General features: G+C 42.2%; 18 protein-coding genes. 4 read left to right on the forward strand and 14 right to left on the reverse strand.

Annotation, left to right across the window (positions count from 1 at the left end):
- The first annotated feature begins 60 nt into the window (after window positions 1–60).
- Entirely contained in the window at window positions 61–1,296 is a 1,236-nt protein-coding gene (locus tag RAM70_RS14615) for a bifunctional sterol desaturase/short chain dehydrogenase (RefSeq protein WP_312674347.1), read from the forward strand.
- Between the two features lie 231 nt (window positions 1,297–1,527).
- Here the strand turns inward: RAM70_RS14615 and RAM70_RS14620 are convergent, their stop codons facing one another.
- The 3 genes from RAM70_RS14620 to RAM70_RS14630 form a co-directional block, all read right to left on the reverse strand.
- Complete coding sequence (locus tag RAM70_RS14620) at window positions 1,528–2,472, reverse strand: NAD(P)-dependent alcohol dehydrogenase (RefSeq protein ID WP_312674348.1); 945 nt, start codon at window positions 2,470–2,472, stop codon at window positions 1,528–1,530.
- 2 nt (window positions 2,473–2,474) lie between these two features.
- Window positions 2,475–2,861, reverse strand: coding sequence for a hypothetical protein (locus RAM70_RS14625; RefSeq protein ID WP_312674349.1), 387 nt, complete (start codon window positions 2,859–2,861; stop codon window positions 2,475–2,477).
- An 85-nt stretch (window positions 2,862–2,946) separates the two neighbouring features.
- Window positions 2,947–3,678 (reverse strand): acyl carrier protein, encoded by a 732-nt coding sequence (locus RAM70_RS14630; protein WP_312674350.1) that lies wholly within the window; start codon window positions 3,676–3,678, stop codon window positions 2,947–2,949.
- A 520-nt stretch (window positions 3,679–4,198) separates the two neighbouring features.
- On the opposite strand from RAM70_RS14630, the gene RAM70_RS14635 reads away from it, so the two are divergent.
- A complete protein-coding gene (locus RAM70_RS14635) occupies window positions 4,199–4,729 on the forward strand; it encodes a universal stress protein (RefSeq protein WP_190380304.1) in 531 nt (176 codons plus the stop codon).
- Here RAM70_RS14635 and RAM70_RS14640 read toward each other — a convergent pair.
- Complete coding sequence (locus RAM70_RS14640; RefSeq protein WP_312674351.1) at window positions 4,719–6,878, reverse strand: ComEC/Rec2 family competence protein; 2,160 nt, start codon at window positions 6,876–6,878, stop codon at window positions 4,719–4,721. The genes RAM70_RS14635 and RAM70_RS14640 overlap by 11 nt on opposite strands.
- 54 nt (window positions 6,879–6,932) lie before the next feature.
- Window positions 6,933–8,747: a signal peptide peptidase SppA gene (sppA, locus tag RAM70_RS14645; protein ID WP_287999810.1), complete on the reverse strand. Its 1,815-nt coding sequence runs from the start codon at window positions 8,745–8,747 to the stop codon at window positions 6,933–6,935.
- A gap of 498 nt (window positions 8,748–9,245) precedes the next feature.
- Here sppA and obgE point away from each other — a divergent pair, with 498 nt between their 5' ends.
- Window positions 9,246–10,274, forward strand: a complete 1,029-nt coding sequence (gene obgE, locus RAM70_RS14650; protein ID WP_045356909.1) for a GTPase ObgE — start codon at window positions 9,246–9,248, stop codon at window positions 10,272–10,274.
- Between the two features lie 9 nt (window positions 10,275–10,283).
- Here the strand turns inward: obgE and RAM70_RS14655 are convergent, their stop codons facing one another.
- The 6 genes from RAM70_RS14655 to purS all read right to left on the reverse strand — a co-directional run bounded on the left by RAM70_RS14655 (window position 10,284) and on the right by purS (window position 14,680).
- Window positions 10,284–10,649 (reverse strand): KH domain-containing protein, encoded by a 366-nt coding sequence (locus tag RAM70_RS14655; RefSeq protein WP_024970856.1) that lies wholly within the window; start codon window positions 10,647–10,649, stop codon window positions 10,284–10,286.
- Window positions 10,642–10,890: a 30S ribosomal protein S16 gene (gene rpsP / locus RAM70_RS14660; RefSeq protein WP_002736858.1), complete on the reverse strand. Its 249-nt coding sequence runs from the start codon at window positions 10,888–10,890 to the stop codon at window positions 10,642–10,644. Before rpsP ends, RAM70_RS14655 begins: the two co-directional genes overlap by 8 nt.
- 370 nt (window positions 10,891–11,260) lie before the next feature.
- Window positions 11,261–12,337: a dTDP-glucose 4,6-dehydratase gene (gene rfbB, locus RAM70_RS14665; RefSeq protein ID WP_045356915.1), complete on the reverse strand. Its 1,077-nt coding sequence runs from the start codon at window positions 12,335–12,337 to the stop codon at window positions 11,261–11,263.
- A gap of 46 nt (window positions 12,338–12,383) precedes the next feature.
- Window positions 12,384–13,310 (reverse strand): CDF family zinc efflux transporter Cdf31, encoded by a 927-nt coding sequence (cdf31, locus tag RAM70_RS14670; protein ID WP_045356919.1) that lies wholly within the window; start codon window positions 13,308–13,310, stop codon window positions 12,384–12,386.
- A 264-nt stretch (window positions 13,311–13,574) separates the two neighbouring features.
- Complete coding sequence (gene purQ / locus RAM70_RS14675; protein WP_045356920.1) at window positions 13,575–14,261, reverse strand: phosphoribosylformylglycinamidine synthase subunit PurQ; 687 nt, start codon at window positions 14,259–14,261, stop codon at window positions 13,575–13,577.
- Between the two features lie 143 nt (window positions 14,262–14,404).
- Window positions 14,405–14,680 carry a phosphoribosylformylglycinamidine synthase subunit PurS gene (gene purS, locus RAM70_RS14680; protein ID WP_002796436.1) on the reverse strand — a complete coding sequence of 92 codons (276 nt, stop codon included), beginning with the start codon at window positions 14,678–14,680 and terminating at the stop codon, window positions 14,405–14,407.
- Between the two features lie 31 nt (window positions 14,681–14,711).
- Here purS and RAM70_RS14685 point away from each other — a divergent pair, with 31 nt between their 5' ends.
- Entirely contained in the window at window positions 14,712–15,095 is a 384-nt protein-coding gene (locus RAM70_RS14685; protein WP_045356975.1) for a Fur family transcriptional regulator, read from the forward strand.
- Between the two features lie 100 nt (window positions 15,096–15,195).
- Here RAM70_RS14685 and accD read toward each other — a convergent pair whose 3' ends face one another.
- From accD to RAM70_RS14700, 3 genes are all read right to left on the reverse strand, one after another.
- On the reverse strand, window positions 15,196–16,146 hold the full coding sequence (accD, locus tag RAM70_RS14690; protein WP_045356922.1) for an acetyl-CoA carboxylase, carboxyltransferase subunit beta: 951 nt from the start codon (window positions 16,144–16,146) through the stop codon (window positions 15,196–15,198).
- Window positions 16,147–16,165: 19 nt separating this feature from the next.
- Window positions 16,166–16,315 (reverse strand): hypothetical protein, encoded by a 150-nt coding sequence (locus tag RAM70_RS14695; RefSeq protein ID WP_190380310.1) that lies wholly within the window; start codon window positions 16,313–16,315, stop codon window positions 16,166–16,168.
- A 101-nt stretch (window positions 16,316–16,416) separates the two neighbouring features.
- Complete coding sequence (locus RAM70_RS14700) at window positions 16,417–17,226, reverse strand: prepilin peptidase (RefSeq protein WP_045356923.1); 810 nt, start codon at window positions 17,224–17,226, stop codon at window positions 16,417–16,419.
- Window positions 17,227–17,342 lie beyond the last annotated feature (116 nt).

Raw genomic sequence — 17,342 nt, forward strand, 5'->3', positions numbered from 1 at the left:
GCTTTTTCGGTTAAGATTGCTTTGTTTACATTCGTTGAGAAAATTTAACATTTATCCCCTATGTCAAACCTGCTCCTCTGTGTCGGACTGATTTGTGGCTCAATTATTTGGGTGGAGATCGTGCGTGATTGCTATCATGCTCTGGCCCACCATTGGCAGCCCCTTTATCGTCTGCACGTCTGGCATCATCGGGTTTTTCGTCCCGATCTGTCGGTAATGAGCGAGGAAATTTATCGTCGGGCCCACTGGTACAATGATGTACCGGAGGCCTTGGTGATGTTGGCTGCCAGTGTTTTACCGGTACTACTGGCCTACTCTTGGGGGTTCGATCGCCCTTGGTTGGGTTGGTTAGGTTCCCTTTATACTTTGGCTTTTCTCAGTACGGCGATCGGTCGAGGTTTAGGTATCGCTAATCTGGAGGAATTAACCGATTTAACCCATCGTCCGGGGCAATTTGAGAGTTTACCCGCTCAATGGCGCGTTAATCGTACCTACCACTGGCGACACCATTTTGATAACCAAAAGGCTTATTATTGTGGAACTTTCACCTTTATGGATAAATTGATGGGGACGGCACTTTCTCTCAAGGGTAAAACGATCGCCATTACTGGGGCGAATGGAACTTTAGGGCGATCGCTGTTAAAGTACCTACAACTGAAGGGAGCCAAGGTGATCGCTCTCACTTCCGGAGATAATGCGATCGCTATTGAAATTAACGGCGAATCAGTACCTGTCAAAACCGTAAAATGGCAAATCGGTGAAGAAACGCAACTTGAGGACCTATTTAAGTCTGTAGATATACTGATTTTAAATCACGGCGTTAATGTCCACGGCCAAAGAACCCCAGAAGCGATCGAATTAGCCTACCAAGTGAATACTTTTTCCGTCTGGCGTTTAATGGAATTATTCTTCAAAACTGTCCGCACTAACGAGCAAATTGCCCGCAAGGAAGTCTGGGTGAATACCTCGGAAGCGGAGGTTAATCCTGCCTTTAGTCCCCTCTATGAACTCAGTAAACGGGCGATCGGTGATATGATTACCCTGCGTCGTTTAGATGCCCCCTGTGTGGTAAGAAAGCTAATTCTTGGCCCTTTTAAGAGTAATTTAAATCCTGTGGGTATTATGTCCGCCGATTGGGTGGCTAAACAGATTATCAAGGCGGTACAGAGGGATAGCCGCAATATTATTATTACTATTAATCCCTTGACTTTTATCACCTTTCCAATTAAAGAATTCTCTGTTTCTACCTACTTAAAACTATTTACTCGTTCCCCAAAAAATCAGGAAAAACCCTAACTAGGGTTTGCGGCAAAAAGTTTGTTGGTGGGGGTAGGGTGTGGGGTGTGGGGTGTGGGGTGTAGGGTTTTACCCATTTTCAGGGGGTTAATTACCTAAAATTCAGGGAAAAAGTCCAGAGATTTTCCTCCCAATCACTCCAATCGCTGGCACTTTTTGATTTCAAAAAAGTCTAAAAGTGTTACCCAACAAGGTTTTCAGATTTATTCAGCAATCCCTAACTATTTATCCTTAATCGGGGATCAGGACTATTTTTCCGCGCACTCTTTCCGATTCACTATAATTATGAGCTTCTACCACCTGGGAAAAAGTATAGGTGCGATCGATTCTAACAGTTAATTTTCCCGATTCGATCGCTTCTTTGAGAAATTGCCAGTCGGACGCTTGTGCTTGAGCAAAAAATATCAGTTTCCCTTTTTGGGGCAACCAAGCACCGAGATAATTTAAGAGGATAATTCCGGGATTTGGGAGGGTGGTTATATAGCTCCCTTGGGGTTTTAAAAGCTGACGACAGTGCCAAAAAGAAGACTTAGCCACAGCATCGAAGATTATATCATATTTCTGCTCAGTTTTTCTCCAATCTTCTTGGGTATAATCGATAACTTTATCTGCTCCTAAAGAGGTGACATAATCGATATTTTTACTACTACAAACTCCATCTACTTGTGCGGAGAAAATTTTCCCTATCTGCACGGCAAAGCTACCCACTCCTCCCGATGCACCATTAACTAAAATCCGATTTCCTGCTTGAATATTGCCAAAATCGCGCAAGACTTGCAAAGCGGTAGAAGCGGCTAAAGGAGTGGCGGCAGCTTCAATAAAGCTCTGATTATGCGGTTTTTTAACTAATAGGGAAGCGGGAATAATCGCATATTCAGCATAGGTTCTACCGGGTAATTGATTGAGAAAACCAAAAACCTCATCTCCGATCTGGAATTGTTCCACCTGACTACCTTTTTCAACGATAATTCCCCCATAATCAAAACCTAATTGCAGGGGAAATTTATTACCTGTGGCTATTTTGAGCATTCCCCGACGAATCTTCCAATCAATCGGATTAATCCCCGCTGCCATAATCTTAATTAAGACTTCTTTCCCTTGGGGAATTGGCTTTTCTATTTCGGTGTATTGGAGAACATTACTATCGCCATAGCGATTAATGATAATAGCTTTCATAATTAAGAAAAAAGTTGATAAAATAGTAAGGGAGCAAAAGTAATGATCAAGAGAACAAAAATCCAAACTCGTCCCGCTAAAAGATTATAATCTTGACCTAATCTTGACCAAGAGTGACCGGCGATAAAATGACCGAACAAAAATTCAAAACCCACTGTTAATAGTAACCAAATTAAACCGATAGTAATTGCTTGACCGGAGGATTCTAGACCCCAAAAATAGACAAGAGTGCCAATATAAAGACTAAAAAAGAGGATTCCTGTCAGGGTAGAAATTTGATGAGCGCGTAGTTCATCGAGATATTTTCCGTAGGTGGTTTCTCGGAGGATACCGTTACTAATTCCTATTACGATCATCGGGAGCCATAGGACAATGTAGCGACTAATCATAAGTTGTTGGTTTAGAACTCGCTCTAATTGGATTATAGCTATATTTGGCTGATAACTTGAGATATTTTGGTAAAAATTAAGATTGTTACTTGCCTAAATTTTCAGCCAGATAATCAACTAGCTTTTTCACTGTTGTAAATTCTTGGCATTTTTCGTCTGAAAGTTCTAGATCAAATTCTTCTTCTAAAGTCATGATTAATTCAAGTGTATCAAGTTCATCTCCTCCCCAATTTGATAATAAGTCAGACCAACTATTCCGGACAAAAGAACTACAAGAACTATAAGAACTATAAGAACTATAAGAACTATAAGAACTATAACTACCGACGTTTTCCTTAGATTTTAAATAAAATAGTTCATCATCAATATGTATCTCAGACTTTTCCACATCTAATTGATCACTAATTATCTCTTGAACTTTGATAAAAATTGCCAGTTTTCGTTCATTGTCTTGTGACGTTATTTTCTCGGTATCATCATTTTTTTTATCGTTAATAACAGCATTAGCTTTTTGTTCTGCTATTTTAATAGCTTTCTCTTCATCGATTCTCCTTGATTCCAATAGACTGGATTGACTGAAAAATAACTGATATCTCATAACTTCAATTCTAGAATTAATTAAGTTTCGTATTATATGAAATTCTACTTTATGACCACTTTCCTTGTAAATTTTTGTGGCTAAATCCCAAACAATCTGATCGCGGTTTGCCTCTAGCTGATTTAATTTTTCTTCACTCAGAGATACCATATCATCTAAATACTGATTGATCATCATTGCCAGAATTTGCATCTCATAATTTTTGCTGTCTTCATTCATTTGATTAGATCCTCTGCTGCAAAAAATCTCAACCGTATTATATCTCAAGATAAATACTTTTCTAAAAAATCTAGGGGTGCATCTCACATTTGCAGAAATACCGACAATCAGCAATTATCAGTGACTCTTAGATGATTACATACATATCAGCATCTGTCTGTAAGCATCCCACCGAAAAGCTAATGCGCTCCGGGGTTTGGGTAGGGTTGATTCATGAATCAACCCTACCTTGAATCAACCCTACCTTGAATCAACCCTACCTTGAATCAACCCTACCTTGAATCAACCCTACCTTGAATCAACCCTAGGGTATCGTCTCGGAGTCTCCCCAAATTGTTAATTTTTTTGCTAATTCAGCTACATTATCCGAAAAATGTCACACTAGAGGTAGAGGAGCGTCAACTATCAATCATCAGCTTTCAGCAATTTTTGGCTATTTCCCCAGGGTATTGCTGGCAGCCGGTGGGAAAAAAGATTAACTTCAACCCTGACTTTATCTGCTATCGAGGAGGTTAATTCTATGAATAATACGGAAACACTCTCAGTCGATCGGGATACCAACAAACTCTATAATAAAATTCTCGTGGCTGTGGATTATCAAGATGTCACTCCAGAGGTATTGAATACGGCTATTCTCTTAGCGAAAACCTACGCTAGTGAGTTGCGAATTGTTTATAGTCTGTCTCAACCTTTGACTCCCTACACGGAAACTTTTATTTACGGTAATCTGATCGGTTATGGTGGCGGTTATCCCCCCGATATGATCGCCTTAGAACAACAAATCACGGAAGAAATGCAAGCGGAATTACAAGCTTGGTTAAACGGTTTAGTCGATCGAGCTAAGGAAGATAATATCACGGCTCGGGCTGATTATTATATCGGTGATCCGGGGCAGAAAATTTGTCAAGTTGCCCAGCAAGAGGGGATAGATTTAATTATTGTTGGTCGTCACGGTCGATCGGGTTTATCTGAGTTAATCTTAGGTAGTGTCAGCAATTATGTGGTACATCATGCTCCCTGTTCAGTTTTGGTAGTACACATCACTCATTAATTAGAAAGGGTTGAAATCCATTTTTTGCTGTCCATTGAATCGCTCCATCTCTCCCGGTCCAGTAAGTCTTAATACCGGCCTTTCTCAGTTGATTTCTGGCATTACGGGAGAGATTGGTGGTGACAGCGATTGCTGTTTGTGGTCGAATTGACTCTAACCATTGTTTATCTAGATTGCTTCCCTGCCATAATAACACTAGGGGGCTGACTTCTTGGGATAAATTAACGGAAATTTTCGGGTTGATAATCCATAGCCAGGATTGATTTTTTACCTGAAATTTAAATAAATTTTTCTCGATCAATTGTCCGGTAATTTCGCCGAGATTAAAATTTTCTAACTGGGATAAATTAAGAGTTTTTTTGATCGGTATGCTCTCACTGATATTTGAGAATTGCGCCGGATTATTGACAGTTATTGCCCCTTGTATTTGATTAATTCCCTCCTGTCGCAAAAAGGGTAAAACTGTATAACGTGCTGTTGCGGGTTCTTCCCCATTAATTAACAGAGTATTTCCTCGATTTTGAATAATTATTACTGGTTGCGATTTGGTGGCTAAAACTGTCACCTGAGTTAAAGTTAAATGCTGATAAATAATCGGTATTAAAATTACAGCGAGTATAAATAAACCGATTAAATGCCAACGTTGACGAAACCAGAGATTAAAGCAGATTAAGGTAAGGCAAATATAAATAATTAACATCACTCCTAAAGATAATTTACCTGTGGAGTAGGTACTAAAAGGAAGCAGACTAAAAAAGTTGGTAATTTGCAGTAATAACTCTAGAGGGTAATAGAGAATACTAGCGCTGATACTGCCCAAAGGGGGATAAATTAAACCTAAAAAGGCAGTAAAAACTCCTCCTAAACTAATTAGGGTAACTAGGGGAGTTGTGATAATATTAATGGGGATATTATAAAGAGCGATCGAGTTAAACGTAAACATTAATAAAGGCATAGTCCAGAGAGTAGCAGCTAGACTAATAGCTATAGGTTCAGCGATTAAATTAGGGAAATAGTCAATTTTATTTTTCAGTAAAGGAACGGTAATAATTAATCCCAAAGTCGCTAAAAAACTTAACTGAAATCCTAAATCCCAAATCCAGAGAGGCTGCCATAATAATAGAATAGTAGCCGCTAGTAACAGGGAACCTAAACTATTAACTTGTCGATTATAAAGCAGACCGATTAATGCACCAATTCCCATCAAAATCGCCCGCAGGACTGAAGGTTGTAACCCTGTTAAGGTGCCGTAAATTATTAAGATAGTAAGGGCAATAATAAACTGTTTTTTAGGGGATAAATTGCGAGTAATAGTTAAAACAAATCCCAACAAAATAGCCACATGAAAGCCAGAAGCTGCTAAAATGTGAGCTAATCCAGTTTTAATAAATAAATCGGTGATTTTTGCTGGCAAATTAACCGCTTGTCGTCCGAGGGTAATCGAACTTAATAAAGTCCCTTTTTCTTGGCCTAGTCCTTGAATTTGTGCCTCAACAATGCGCTGACGAATCTGCCAAACTCCCCAAGTCGGTGACTTTTTATCGATAATTATTTCCCCTTTTAAACCAGCAAAAGCACCCTGATGCGCTAGATAATTAGCAAAGTCAAAAGCATTGGGATTATTGGCACGACGGGGACGATAAAGTAATCCTTTAACTGTTATTTCTTGTCTGGGATAAACCTGATTTTCTGCTAGATTTGGTAGAGTAACGTAGAGTTTACCTGTGGATTTTTCTGTCGGTAAATTCTTGAGGCTAAATTCTTTTACTTCTAACCAAAATTGTAAATTTTCTCGGCGATTGAGACGGATTTCTGATATAATATTCCCCGTGATTTTAATAGAGTTAACTACATTATTTTTTAAAAGATGACTGATATCGTTTGCGCTGGGGTAAGGAGTGCGAATTTCTAGATAAACAACGGCAAATATAGCTATTAATCCCGCTATCAGCCAAGTTTTTTTCGGGGGACTTTGCCACCAAAAACGACGGATAAAAATTGTGGTTAACAGGGTAATTAAACCAAGAATAACAATTCTAATTACCACTTCTTGCCACCGGTTTAACTGCGGACTAAAATCTACCAGACCTGTAGATAACAATCCCAAAATATAGGCTAAACCAAGAATAACGCTATTAGGGCGATTCATAGAAATTTTTGTTAAAGAATTTCAGAATTAGCGGGCATTATTTTTACATAAGTATCAGCGAAAATCGAGATTAAAAAGTAACTTAGCATAAACACTATGGGGATCATTAAATGTAGGTAACTTCAATAATTCCTGCTGAAAATTTTGCCATTCCTGCGTCAAAGGGTGATTATTTTTAGTGAGAGGAGGAAGATAGGTTTGCAAGAAATTAGAGAGAAGTTCTTCTTGCCAACTTTGCGATCGAGGATATTCTTTAAGACTCCAATCATCCCCTAATTTAGCTGTTTTGGCCGCGTATTGCACGGCCGCTTCTAGACCACCAATTTGATCAACTAAACCAATTTTAACCGCATCTTTTCCCGTCCAGACGCGACCTTGGGCCACAGTTCTTACCTTGTCTGGTGATAATTTTCGCCCCTGGGCCACCGTCTCGATAAATAAATCATAGAACTGATTAACTGACCCTTGATAAATTTCTAATTCTTGGGGATTTTTCGGTCTGGTAATAGTAGATATATCGGCCAATTTTCCAGTTTTCACCGTATCCCAATCGATGCCATTATTATTAGCAATCTTCTGGATATTTAACAATAATCCAAACACACCGATCGAACCAGTAATTGTATCATGATCGGCAAAAATTATTTGACCCCCCATGGCGATCCAATAACCCCCAGAAGCAGCCACATCACCCATAGAAATAATTACTGGTTTTTTCGCATCTAAACGCTTAATTTCTCGCAGAATCACCTCAGAAGCAGTGGCACTTCCCCCCGGACTATTAATTCTCAAAACTACCGCTTTTACCTCCTCCTTCTCTTGTAATTTTCGCAGTTCCTTAGCCAATTTATCCCCACCGATTTCCCCTCTATCTCCCTGACCTTCTACGATTGTCCCTTCTGCATAAACTATCGCTATTTGATGGCTACTATCTCCCCCCTCATCATCGAGAGAACTAGCATAATTAGCTAAAGAAATTTGCGAAAAGGAGCCAGAATTTTCCTCCTCATTAGTTTTATTTTTTGCTTCTCCCGTCAACTCTTTAGCTAAAACAATTACTCGATCTAAATGGGCCACTTCATCGACAAAACCAGCCTTTTTCGCTGTGGTTGCTTCCAGAATACCTTGAGTATCGGAAATAGTTTGCACTTCTTGGGTCGTTAAATTGCGACTTTTGGCCACTGTGGAACTATAATTAGACCAAATTGTATCGAGTAGGGTTTGCAGCTGCTGACGATTCTGGACACTTAAATCCTGACGCGTATAGGGTTCCACCGCACCTTTAAAAGAACCCACTTTTACCACTTGTACCCCCACACCATACTTTTCTAGTGCATCGGCAAAAAAGGTTTGTTGACTACTTAAACCATTAATTTCCATTCTCCCCACGGGATTAATAATCACCTTTTCAGCAACGGAAGCGAGATAATATTCCTTTTCCGTCCATTCCATATCGTAGGCGATAATTTTTTTACCCGATTGGCGAAATTTTGCCAAAGCTTGCCGCACTTCCGTCAGGGTAGCATAGCCATATTCACCGATATTGTCGCGACCATAGAGTAACAGACCGACAATATTATCATCAAGGGCGGCCTTTTCGATCGCCGCTATCACCTGTCGTAAATTTAAAGTGGTCGTACTCTCACCGGTCAAACTATCGGCTAAACTGGAACTAGGGGGAGCATCGCTGATATTGGTGGCTAAGTTAAAAACTAAGACTGATTTTTCCTTAACTGAGGAGCTATCGCTAGACATCAGGGAAGAAAGCAGTAAAAATGCTAATCCCCCCACACCTAAGACCGAAAATGCCAATAATCCCAGTAAAGTTCCCAAGCAACTAGCGAAAGTTTGTTTAAAAAACTGCCCCATCGGTTTTCATCTGCTACTAATTATCCTGTTTTCCATTGTAAGGATTCCCCGCCCAGAAACAAGTTTTTTATTCCCGAACAGATGTACTAAAAACTTACTCTCGCTCTATTTTAAGGAGTATGATTAACCGGTCGCGGCAAACTAAGTAGCCGTTGACAATTAAAGATAAAATACAGTAAAACGTAGTGGACTGTTTCAACTAAAATAGGGCAATAGATTTCGGCTTAAAGTCTTAGATTATAGAATTTCTAGCATTTTTCTAATACACCAAATTAGCTGAAACAGTCCAGTAGGGTGCGTTAGACGGCAAAAATTCCTGCTTTGACTTGAAGGTAACAAGCCTTCGTAACGCACCACCTGTCATCAACTAAGTAGCCGGTTACAATTAAAAAACAGGAACCAGAAGCCTGTCCTACTATCTAACAATTAATTGAGATTACTTACCTAACAGCTAATTGGTTTTTTGGTTTTGACTTTTCACTTTAACTACTTAATCTTATGCAGTTTATTGATCGCGCCGAAATAGAAGTGGAAGGGGGTAAGGGAGGTGATGGAATTGTCGCTTTCCGTCGGGAAAAATACGTCCCCGCCGGCGGTCCGGCCGGAGGTAATGGGGGAAAAGGTGGTTCGGTGATTTTCGTGGCGACTCAGAACCTGCAAACCCTGCTAGATTTCCAATATAGTCGCTATTTTAAGGCCGATGATGGTAAACGGGGCGGACCCAACAACTGCACCGGAGCCAACGGTAGCGATCGCATTATTAAAGTTCCCTGTGGTACAGTGGTTTACGATCTCGATAGCGAGGAAATTATCGGCGATTTGGTCACTCCCGAACAGACTTTAATCGTGGCTGCCGGGGGAAAAGGGGGATTAGGCAACCGCCACTTTTTAAGTAATAATAATCGCGCACCCGAATACGCTTTACCCGGTTTAGACGGAGAAAAACGCCATTTACGCCTAGAATTGAAGTTATTAGCGGAAGTGGGCATTATCGGGCTGCCCAATGCGGGAAAATCCACCCTAATCTCCGCCGTTTCCTCTGCTCGTCCCAAAATCGCCGATTATCCCTTTACGACTCTCATTCCTAACTTGGGAGTGGTACGCAAACCCACGGGAGATGGGACGGTATTCGCCGATATTCCGGGATTAATCGAGGGAGCGCACCTAGGAATCGGCTTAGGACACGAATTTTTGCGCCATATCGAACGCACACGCCTGTTAATTCATCTTGTCTCCTTGACATCAGAAGACCCGATCGCCGATTATCAAATTATTCAAGGGGAATTAGCCGCCTATGGTCGGGAATTAGAAAAGCGATCGCAAATACTGGTTTTCAACAAAATTGATGCTGTGGACGAGGAAACGATAGATAACTATCAAAAGCAGTTTGCTAAAATCACTAATGCCGAGATTTTGACTATTTCCGCCGTGACGGGAGCCGGATTAACCACTTTACTCGCCAAAGTTTGGCAGCAATTAGAGCAACTGGAGAGGGTCGAGGATGAAACCCCTTCCCTGTTTTCCTAAAATCGCTCGTTAGTTGTTGAGCTGCCGGGGTGCGGGTGGTCGGCGATTACTCGGTCTTCTTTCCGTACCTTCAAAGTTACCATTAGAACGACGGGTGCGGCGCTGTTCGCCTTCATTTTCGGCCGCATAGACTTCTAGATAAAGAGAGCGACCCGCACTCGCGGCCGCCATTTCTAGGGTAGTTCTAATCGCCTGTAAATTGCGTCCTCCCCGGCCGTAAACTTTGCCTTTATCGGCATCATCGAAGGCTACACGCACCCAAAGACGTTCATTTTCCTTACAGCGCTCGATATCCAATCTCAGACTGGCCGGATCTTCCAAAAACGGCTCGATCATAAATTTCACCAGTTCGAGATAGTTGGGGGTACTAGGCATTGATTTTCTCGAAAATTTTCTGTTTGGTGAGAATGCTGCGTACGGTGTCCGTCGGTTGCGCTCCTTGTTGTAAGCGTCGGATAATCCCTTCTTCATCGAGACGCACTTCATCGGTGCGGGGATTGTAAAATCCTAATTCCTCTAGGGGACGACCATCGCGACGACTGGTGCTAACGGCCGCAACGATACGATAACTGGCTTCGCGTTTTTTACCAAAGCGTTTTAGACGTAATTTGATCATGGTTACTCAAAAATTCTCCTTTCCGATTCTAACTCATCCAGGCGGTAATTCCACAAGTGGCGATCGAGGGAACGGTCGGCAGCCATTGGATATTATTGAAAATAACGCCAATATCTTAATGGTGAGGTACAAGGTTTAAGTGTGTTAGTTTTCGCTAACACACCCAAAATTAAGATTAAATTAAACCTCTTGCATAATTAATTTTTGAGGGTTCAAAAACGTCAAAAATAAGGATTAAATCGCATAAAATCTGTCAATAGACCATTTAACTGATTAATGCTCATTTTTCATTCTCCTGACTACTGGCTACTGACTCCTAACCCTAACAACAATTTTTGATTTTTACAAGAGGTCTAGTTTTTACCCTTCTCTAACCGTAAACTTTCCCATAATACTCTTGATATTCTTTGGATAACAAAGGTTGCCACCAATCCCGATGATCGAGATACCATTGAATGGTTTTTCTTAATCCCCCCTCTACGGTTTCTTGAGGTTGCCAACCTAATTCGGTGCGAATTTTAGTGGCATCAATAGCATACCGGCGATCGTGTCCGGGCCGATCCTTGACAAAAGTAATTAAATTCCGAGCGGGTTTCACGGGTAAATCGGGAGCTAATTCATCCATTAACTCACATAACATCCTGACTAAATCGATATTTTTTACCTCGTTATTTCCGCCAATATTATAGGTTTCTCCCACTTTTCCTTTGTGAATAACTGTATCTAAAGCTTGACAATGATCCCGCACATATAACCAATCTCGAACATTTTGACCATCACCATAAACAGGTAAAGGTTTACCCAAAAGAATATTAATACACATCAAAGGAATTAACTTTTCTGGGAAATGGTAGGAACCATAATTATTAGAGCAATTAGTAATAATTGTCGGCATTCCGTAGGTATGAAAATAAGCTCTCGCTAGATGATCACTCCCCGCTTTTGAGGCAGAATAGGGACTATTAGGAGCATAGGGAGTAGTTTCGGTAAAAGCCGGATCATCTACTCCTAAACTGCCATAAACCTCATCGGTGGAAACGTGCAGAAAACGATAGTTATCGGGTTGATGATTACTTAACCAATGTTGCCGAAAACTTTCTAATAGAGTAAAAGTTCCCACCACATTAGTTTGCACAAAAGCCCCAGGTCCAAGAATCGATCGATCCACATGGGATTCGGCGGCAAAATGGGCAACTGTATCGATATTTTCACCGGCAAATAATTCATCAACTAAAGCTCGATCGCAGATATCCCCTTGCAGAAAACGAAAATTCTTTCTATCTTTCAGTGTCGCTAAATTATTCAAATTGCCCGCGTAGGTAAGAGCATCAAGAACAATTACACGATCCTCAGGATAATTCTCGCACCAATGATGAACAAAATTCGAGCCGATAAATCCTGCTCCACCAGTAATTACTATGCTTCTAGCTTGATTTTCCGTCGTCATGGCCACCTCTAGCAAAAGTTTGCTACTTATTTTAGGCCTTTTTGCTTCACACTTCTTCATCAAAAGTGATCTGATCGGAACGATAATCCGGCGGTTCAACGTGAATTAAAATTCTCACAGGGCTAAATTGTTGGGTTAATCTTGCTTCTACCGCTTCCGTGATCCTGTGAGCAGTTTCCACATCTTGAGCGGAGACAACTAGGTGCATTTCTATAAATACCTGTCTTCCCACCACTCCCCGAGATGCGATCGCATGACAATTAAGCACCCCCGGCACCTGCATCACAATTTGATGAATCACCTCAGGAGCGATCGCCATTTCATCCACTAACAAAGGTAAATTCTCCATCAGGACTTTCCAACCACTGCTAAACACCAAAAAAGCGACGGGAAAGGACAAAATCACATCTAACCATTGTAATTGGGGAATATTAGCCGTATTGCCCACCCAAACCCCGACTAAACCCAATAAAACCGTAATTGTCACCCACACATCACTCATGGTATGACGAGCATCGGCAATCAAAATCGCACTACCGACACGCTGCCCCACGGATCTTTCATAATAGGTGACAAAAATATTCACCCCTAAAACGATAATTAATAGCCATAACTCAGGACCTGCAATCTCGACGGGTTTGCCTCCTTTGATAATACTCATGACCGCCCCTTGCAAGATTTCAAAACAGGCAATCCCCAAAAATGCGGCGATCGCTAAAGCTCCGATCGCTTCGTATTTCAGATGTCCGTAGGGATGATCTCGATCGGGATAGGGAGAGGAAAACCGCATCGCTACTAATCCCAAGACATTATTAGCACTATCGGTGACACTATGGAGAGCATCCGCTTGCAGACTTAAAGCACCAATTCTCAAACCCACCCCCGCTTTGATCGCCATAACCAAAATGTTCAGCAGCAGGGTGATCCAAAGAACTTTTTGGACGGTAGCCCGATTATCTTTTAAAACAGCCACAGGATTATCAGTTATCAGTTATCAGTTATCAGTTATCAGTGGGTAAGTTATCAGTTATCAGGGAAATTTCAACTAAAACCCCAAAACCCCAAAAACCCAACTACTTGAGGGTTGAAAAAGGGCAAAAATAAGGATTAAATTGCCTAAAGTCGGTAAATAGACCATTTAATTGATTATTATTCATTTTTAATTCTCCTGACTCCTGACGACCGGCTACTGACTCCTGACCCTAACAACAATTTTTGATTTTTACAAGAGGTCTAGTCAACAACAATTGATCAACTCCTGAAATAACAGACTCCCATCGGTCAAATTGAGCATCCGATCGGCGGCGCGTTCGGGATGAGGCATCATTCCTAGCACATTTCCTGCTTTATTGGTAATTCCTGCAATATTATTTAACGAACCGTTGGGATTCCCTGACTCATTTGCCTCTCCTGTGGGAGTACAGTAACGAAAGAGAATTTGTCCGTTATCCTCCAGAGATTTTAACGTATCTTCTGCGCCATAATAACGCCCTTCTCCGTGAGCAATCGGCAAATTAAGCACCTGTTGCGGTTGATAGCCTCGCGTCCAGACAGATTGATTATTTTCCACTTTTACCGGCACTCGATCGCAGATAAAATGTAAATCGCGATTGCGAATTAACGCACCGGGTAGCAGTCCGATTTCCGTTAATACCTGAAAACCGTTACAGATGCCTAAAACTAATTTACCTTTTTCGGCTTCTTCTCGGACAGTTTTCATCGCTGGTGAAAACCGAGCGATCGCACCACAGCGCAAATAATCGCCGTAACTAAATCCCCCCGGCACCACGATCACATCCAAATCCCCTAGATCCGTCTCTTGATGCCAAACATAGCGGGTGGGTTGCCGAAAAATCCCCTCCGTCACCGTTGCCACATCTCGATCGCAATTCGATCCGGGGAAAACAATAATCCCAAACTTCATAATTTTTAACTTGGTTAATTCATTTTGCAGAAAGCTCTCATCAGATGGGTGTTAGGCTGTTAGGGTGTTAGGGTTTTAGTTGAATTCCCCCATTCTCCCATTTCCCTATCCCCTAATCCCCCATTTCCCCATTTCCCTATCCCCTAATCCCTATCCCCTATCTCCTGACAATGCAAATCAAAGCGATAATTTTCAATTACAGGATTAGCCAATAGTTGATCGCACATTTGAGCCAATTGAGCGCGAGCGCTGGTTTCGTCCGCTGCTGTCACGGTAAGCTCAATATACTTACCAATTCGCACCCCGGCCACAGTATCATAACCTAATTGCTTTAATCCCGACTCTACCGCCGTACCCGCCGGATCGAGCACCGAGGGGCGCAGGGTAACATAAATACAGCACTGATAATTTTTTGGCATAGAATTAACTTTGATCGCTGACCTTTTTGATATGAAATCCCAACGCACCCGATCGCAAGAGCGCATTATCCACTTACTCAAAACCTTAAATCGGGCAGTATCCGCTCAAGAATTGTTTGTGGAACTCCGTCAGCGTGACCAAAATATGGGGTTAGCCACTGTTTACCGCGCCCTAGAATCCCTAAAACTACAGGGTGCAGTGCAGGTGAGAACCCTAGCCACAGGAGAATCCCTCTACAGTTCCGCTCAGCAGGATCAACACCATCTTACCTGTATTCATTGCGGTCGGTCTATCGTCTTTAATGAGTGTCCCGTTCACGAATTGGAAGAAAAACTCGAAAAATCCCACCAATTCAAGGTTTATTACCACACTCTCGAATTTTTTGGACTTTGCGATCGCTGTCAACCCAGTTAAGTAAGCTGTACTACATTGAAACTGCCCATCGGGAAATTTTAGTACAAATGCTCAGGCTCTCAACTCCGGCACTCCCAACTCCAGGTCCGTCCTACAGGGATTAAACTGTTGTTTGGCCCTGGACTGTTTTAAGAGGGATTAACTCCGGTTGACTGTAGTGATGATGGCTGTTGAGGGGGGATAACAAGGGAAAAAAGGGCTGATGTAAACTAATTAATTGGGCCAGGGTTTTCTTGAGATGGGTACGGGGAACGATCGCATCGACAAACCCGTGTTTTAATAGGTATTCCGATGTTTGGAAACCTTCCGGTAATTTCTCGCGCAAAGTCTGTTCAATTACCCGTTTACCAGCAAAACCGATAGTAGCCTTTGGTTCGGCGATAATAATATCTCCCAACATGGCAAAACTGGCCGTGACTCCCCCCGTGGTGGGATTAGTCAAGACGGGAATATAGAGTAATTTTGCCTCCCGATGCCGGTTAAGAGCGCCAGAAATCTTGGCCATCTGCATTAAACTTAACATTCCTTCCTGCATTCTCGCCCCGCCAGAAGCGCAGATAATCACCAGGGGTAAACTTTCATCGGTAGCGCATTCCGTCAAACGACAGAGTTTTTCTCCCACCACCGATCCCATGCTACCCCCCATAAAACGGAAGTCCATCACCCCTAAAGCTAAGGGTAAACCATCGATCGTCCCCGTTCCCGTTCGGACAGCATCCGTCAGACCGGTTTTTTCTTGGGTTTCCCGCAGGCGATCGCTATAACTTTTCCGATCGCGAAATTTGAGCGGATCCGTCGGTCGAATCTGTTCATCGAGGCAATTCCAAGTATTAGCATCGACTAACTGGCGAATTCTTTCTTCACTTTCCACCCGATTATGATGACCGCAATCGAGACAAACCAGTTGATTAGCTAATAAATCCTTCGTATAGGCCAAAACGCCGCAATTTGGGCATTTTGTCCATAAACCATCGGCTATTTCTCGTTCCTGTTGTTGTTGAACCTTGGGTTCTGTTTTTTGGCGATTTGCAAACCAATCAAATAGAGACATAGTTTAAAATAAAGACAATTTATCGACTTTCTTCTAGAGGACTTAATAACAAAAGTGCTGTCCAGCGATCTTGGGGACGCACTTGTAGGGCGGCCTGATGCCCCTGGCCGCAATAAATACCAAGGCCAATAGCGATAACGGGACTGGGGATGTCGTGAGCTTTGAGCATTTCCTGTAGCCAATCGGCTTACCCTAGACTGGGGGGTGTTCTAATGGTGATCCAAGACACGGAAGACTATTGTATCAAGATTTAATTACAAGATAGCTTTTTTACAAGAAAGGGAAAAAAATGGTTTGATAGGCTGAGATGATCTTATCACTCCAAAAGACACTCATCAGAGCGCCGAGGGCAAGAAATGGACCGAAGGGTATGGCCTGTTTTTTGGCCATTTTACCCATAAAAATGCCCGTCATACCGATCGCCGCCCCGATAGCGCAGGCCAGAAAAGCGGTGACTAATAATGCTTGCCATCCTAACCAAGCGCCGATCATGGCCGCTAATTTCGCATCTCCTCCCCCCATGGCCTGTTGTCCGAGGGCAAAACTCCCCCCCCACCGGATCAGATCAAATAACCAGACTCCTAAAACCGCACTAGCGATCGCTGAAAAGAGATAGATAACAGTTTGATTATTTTGCCAACCTAAAAGAGTTTGGAAAACTATCCCTAAAACTAATCCCGATTGGGTGAGGGAGTTGGGAAGCGTCATCGTGTCAAAATCGATCAAAGCTAAAGCTAATAACCAACTGAGGAGAATCCAATAGCCGAGGGTCTGCCAAGAAAAGCTAAAATCTCCTAAAACCAGACAAAATAACAAACCGGTAAAAGTTTCGACGGCTGGATAACGGACAGGAATCGGGGTTTTACACCAGCGACAGCGACCCCCTAGCCATAACCAGCCGAAAACAGGTATATTCTCGCTTTTACCTAACCTATGGTGACATTTCGGACAGTGGGAAGGGGGATAAACTAGAGATATCCCCTTAGGTAATCTATAGATGACCACGTTTAAAAAACTGCCCACCGAGGCACCAAAAGCGAAGACAAAGGCAAAAGTAACTAGATGAAAGAGGGTTTCCATCCTTAAACTGGCAGATAGTTGATTAGTTGGTCATCGCCCATTATAGGGGAAAAGATGCCCCTATCTCCCCTCTTAAGCATCCAGTAATAATACTTCAGGCTCATCCCTAAAGGTGA

It is taken from the genome of Microcystis wesenbergii NRERC-220, assembly GCF_032027425.1.
GTDB classification, from domain to species: Bacteria; Cyanobacteriota; Cyanobacteriia; order Cyanobacteriales; family Microcystaceae; genus Microcystis; species Microcystis wesenbergii_A.

Bases quoted from the DNA above. Each gene is read 5' to 3' on its own strand.
- RAM70_RS14685 (WP_045356975.1), top strand. From the start codon at position 14,712: ATGAAATCCCAACGCACCCGATCGCAAGAGCGCATTATCCACTTACTC.
- purQ (WP_045356920.1), bottom strand. From the start codon at position 14,261: ATGAAGTTTGGGATTATTGTTTTCCCCGGATCGAATTGCGATCGAGAT.
- RAM70_RS14635 (WP_190380304.1), top strand. From the start codon at position 4,199: ATGAATAATACGGAAACACTCTCAGTCGATCGGGATACCAACAAACTC.
- RAM70_RS14620 (WP_312674348.1), bottom strand. From the start codon at position 2,472: ATGAAAGCTATTATCATTAATCGCTATGGCGATAGTAATGTTCTCCAA.
- RAM70_RS14615 (WP_312674347.1), top strand. From the start codon at position 61: ATGTCAAACCTGCTCCTCTGTGTCGGACTGATTTGTGGCTCAATTATT.
- purS (WP_002796436.1), bottom strand. From the start codon at position 14,680: ATGCCAAAAAATTATCAGTGCTGTATTTATGTTACCCTGCGCCCCTCG.
- RAM70_RS14630 (WP_312674350.1), bottom strand. From the start codon at position 3,678: ATGAATGAAGACAGCAAAAATTATGAGATGCAAATTCTGGCAATGATG.
- RAM70_RS14625 (WP_312674349.1), bottom strand. From the start codon at position 2,861: ATGATTAGTCGCTACATTGTCCTATGGCTCCCGATGATCGTAATAGGA.
- rfbB (WP_045356915.1), bottom strand. From the start codon at position 12,337: ATGACGACGGAAAATCAAGCTAGAAGCATAGTAATTACTGGTGGAGCA.
- RAM70_RS14640 (WP_312674351.1), bottom strand. From the start codon at position 6,878: ATGAATCGCCCTAATAGCGTTATTCTTGGTTTAGCCTATATTTTGGGA.
- accD (WP_045356922.1), bottom strand. From the start codon at position 16,146: ATGTCTCTATTTGATTGGTTTGCAAATCGCCAAAAAACAGAACCCAAG.
- RAM70_RS14655 (WP_024970856.1), bottom strand. From the start codon at position 10,649: ATGCCTAGTACCCCCAACTATCTCGAACTGGTGAAATTTATGATCGAG.
- rpsP (WP_002736858.1), bottom strand. From the start codon at position 10,890: ATGATCAAATTACGTCTAAAACGCTTTGGTAAAAAACGCGAAGCCAGT.
- RAM70_RS14700 (WP_045356923.1), bottom strand. From the start codon at position 17,226: ATGGAAACCCTCTTTCATCTAGTTACTTTTGCCTTTGTCTTCGCTTTT.
- sppA (WP_287999810.1), bottom strand. From the start codon at position 8,747: ATGGGGCAGTTTTTTAAACAAACTTTCGCTAGTTGCTTGGGAACTTTA.
- RAM70_RS14695 (WP_190380310.1), bottom strand. From the start codon at position 16,315: ATGCTCAAAGCTCACGACATCCCCAGTCCCGTTATCGCTATTGGCCTT.
- obgE (WP_045356909.1), top strand. From the start codon at position 9,246: ATGCAGTTTATTGATCGCGCCGAAATAGAAGTGGAAGGGGGTAAGGGA.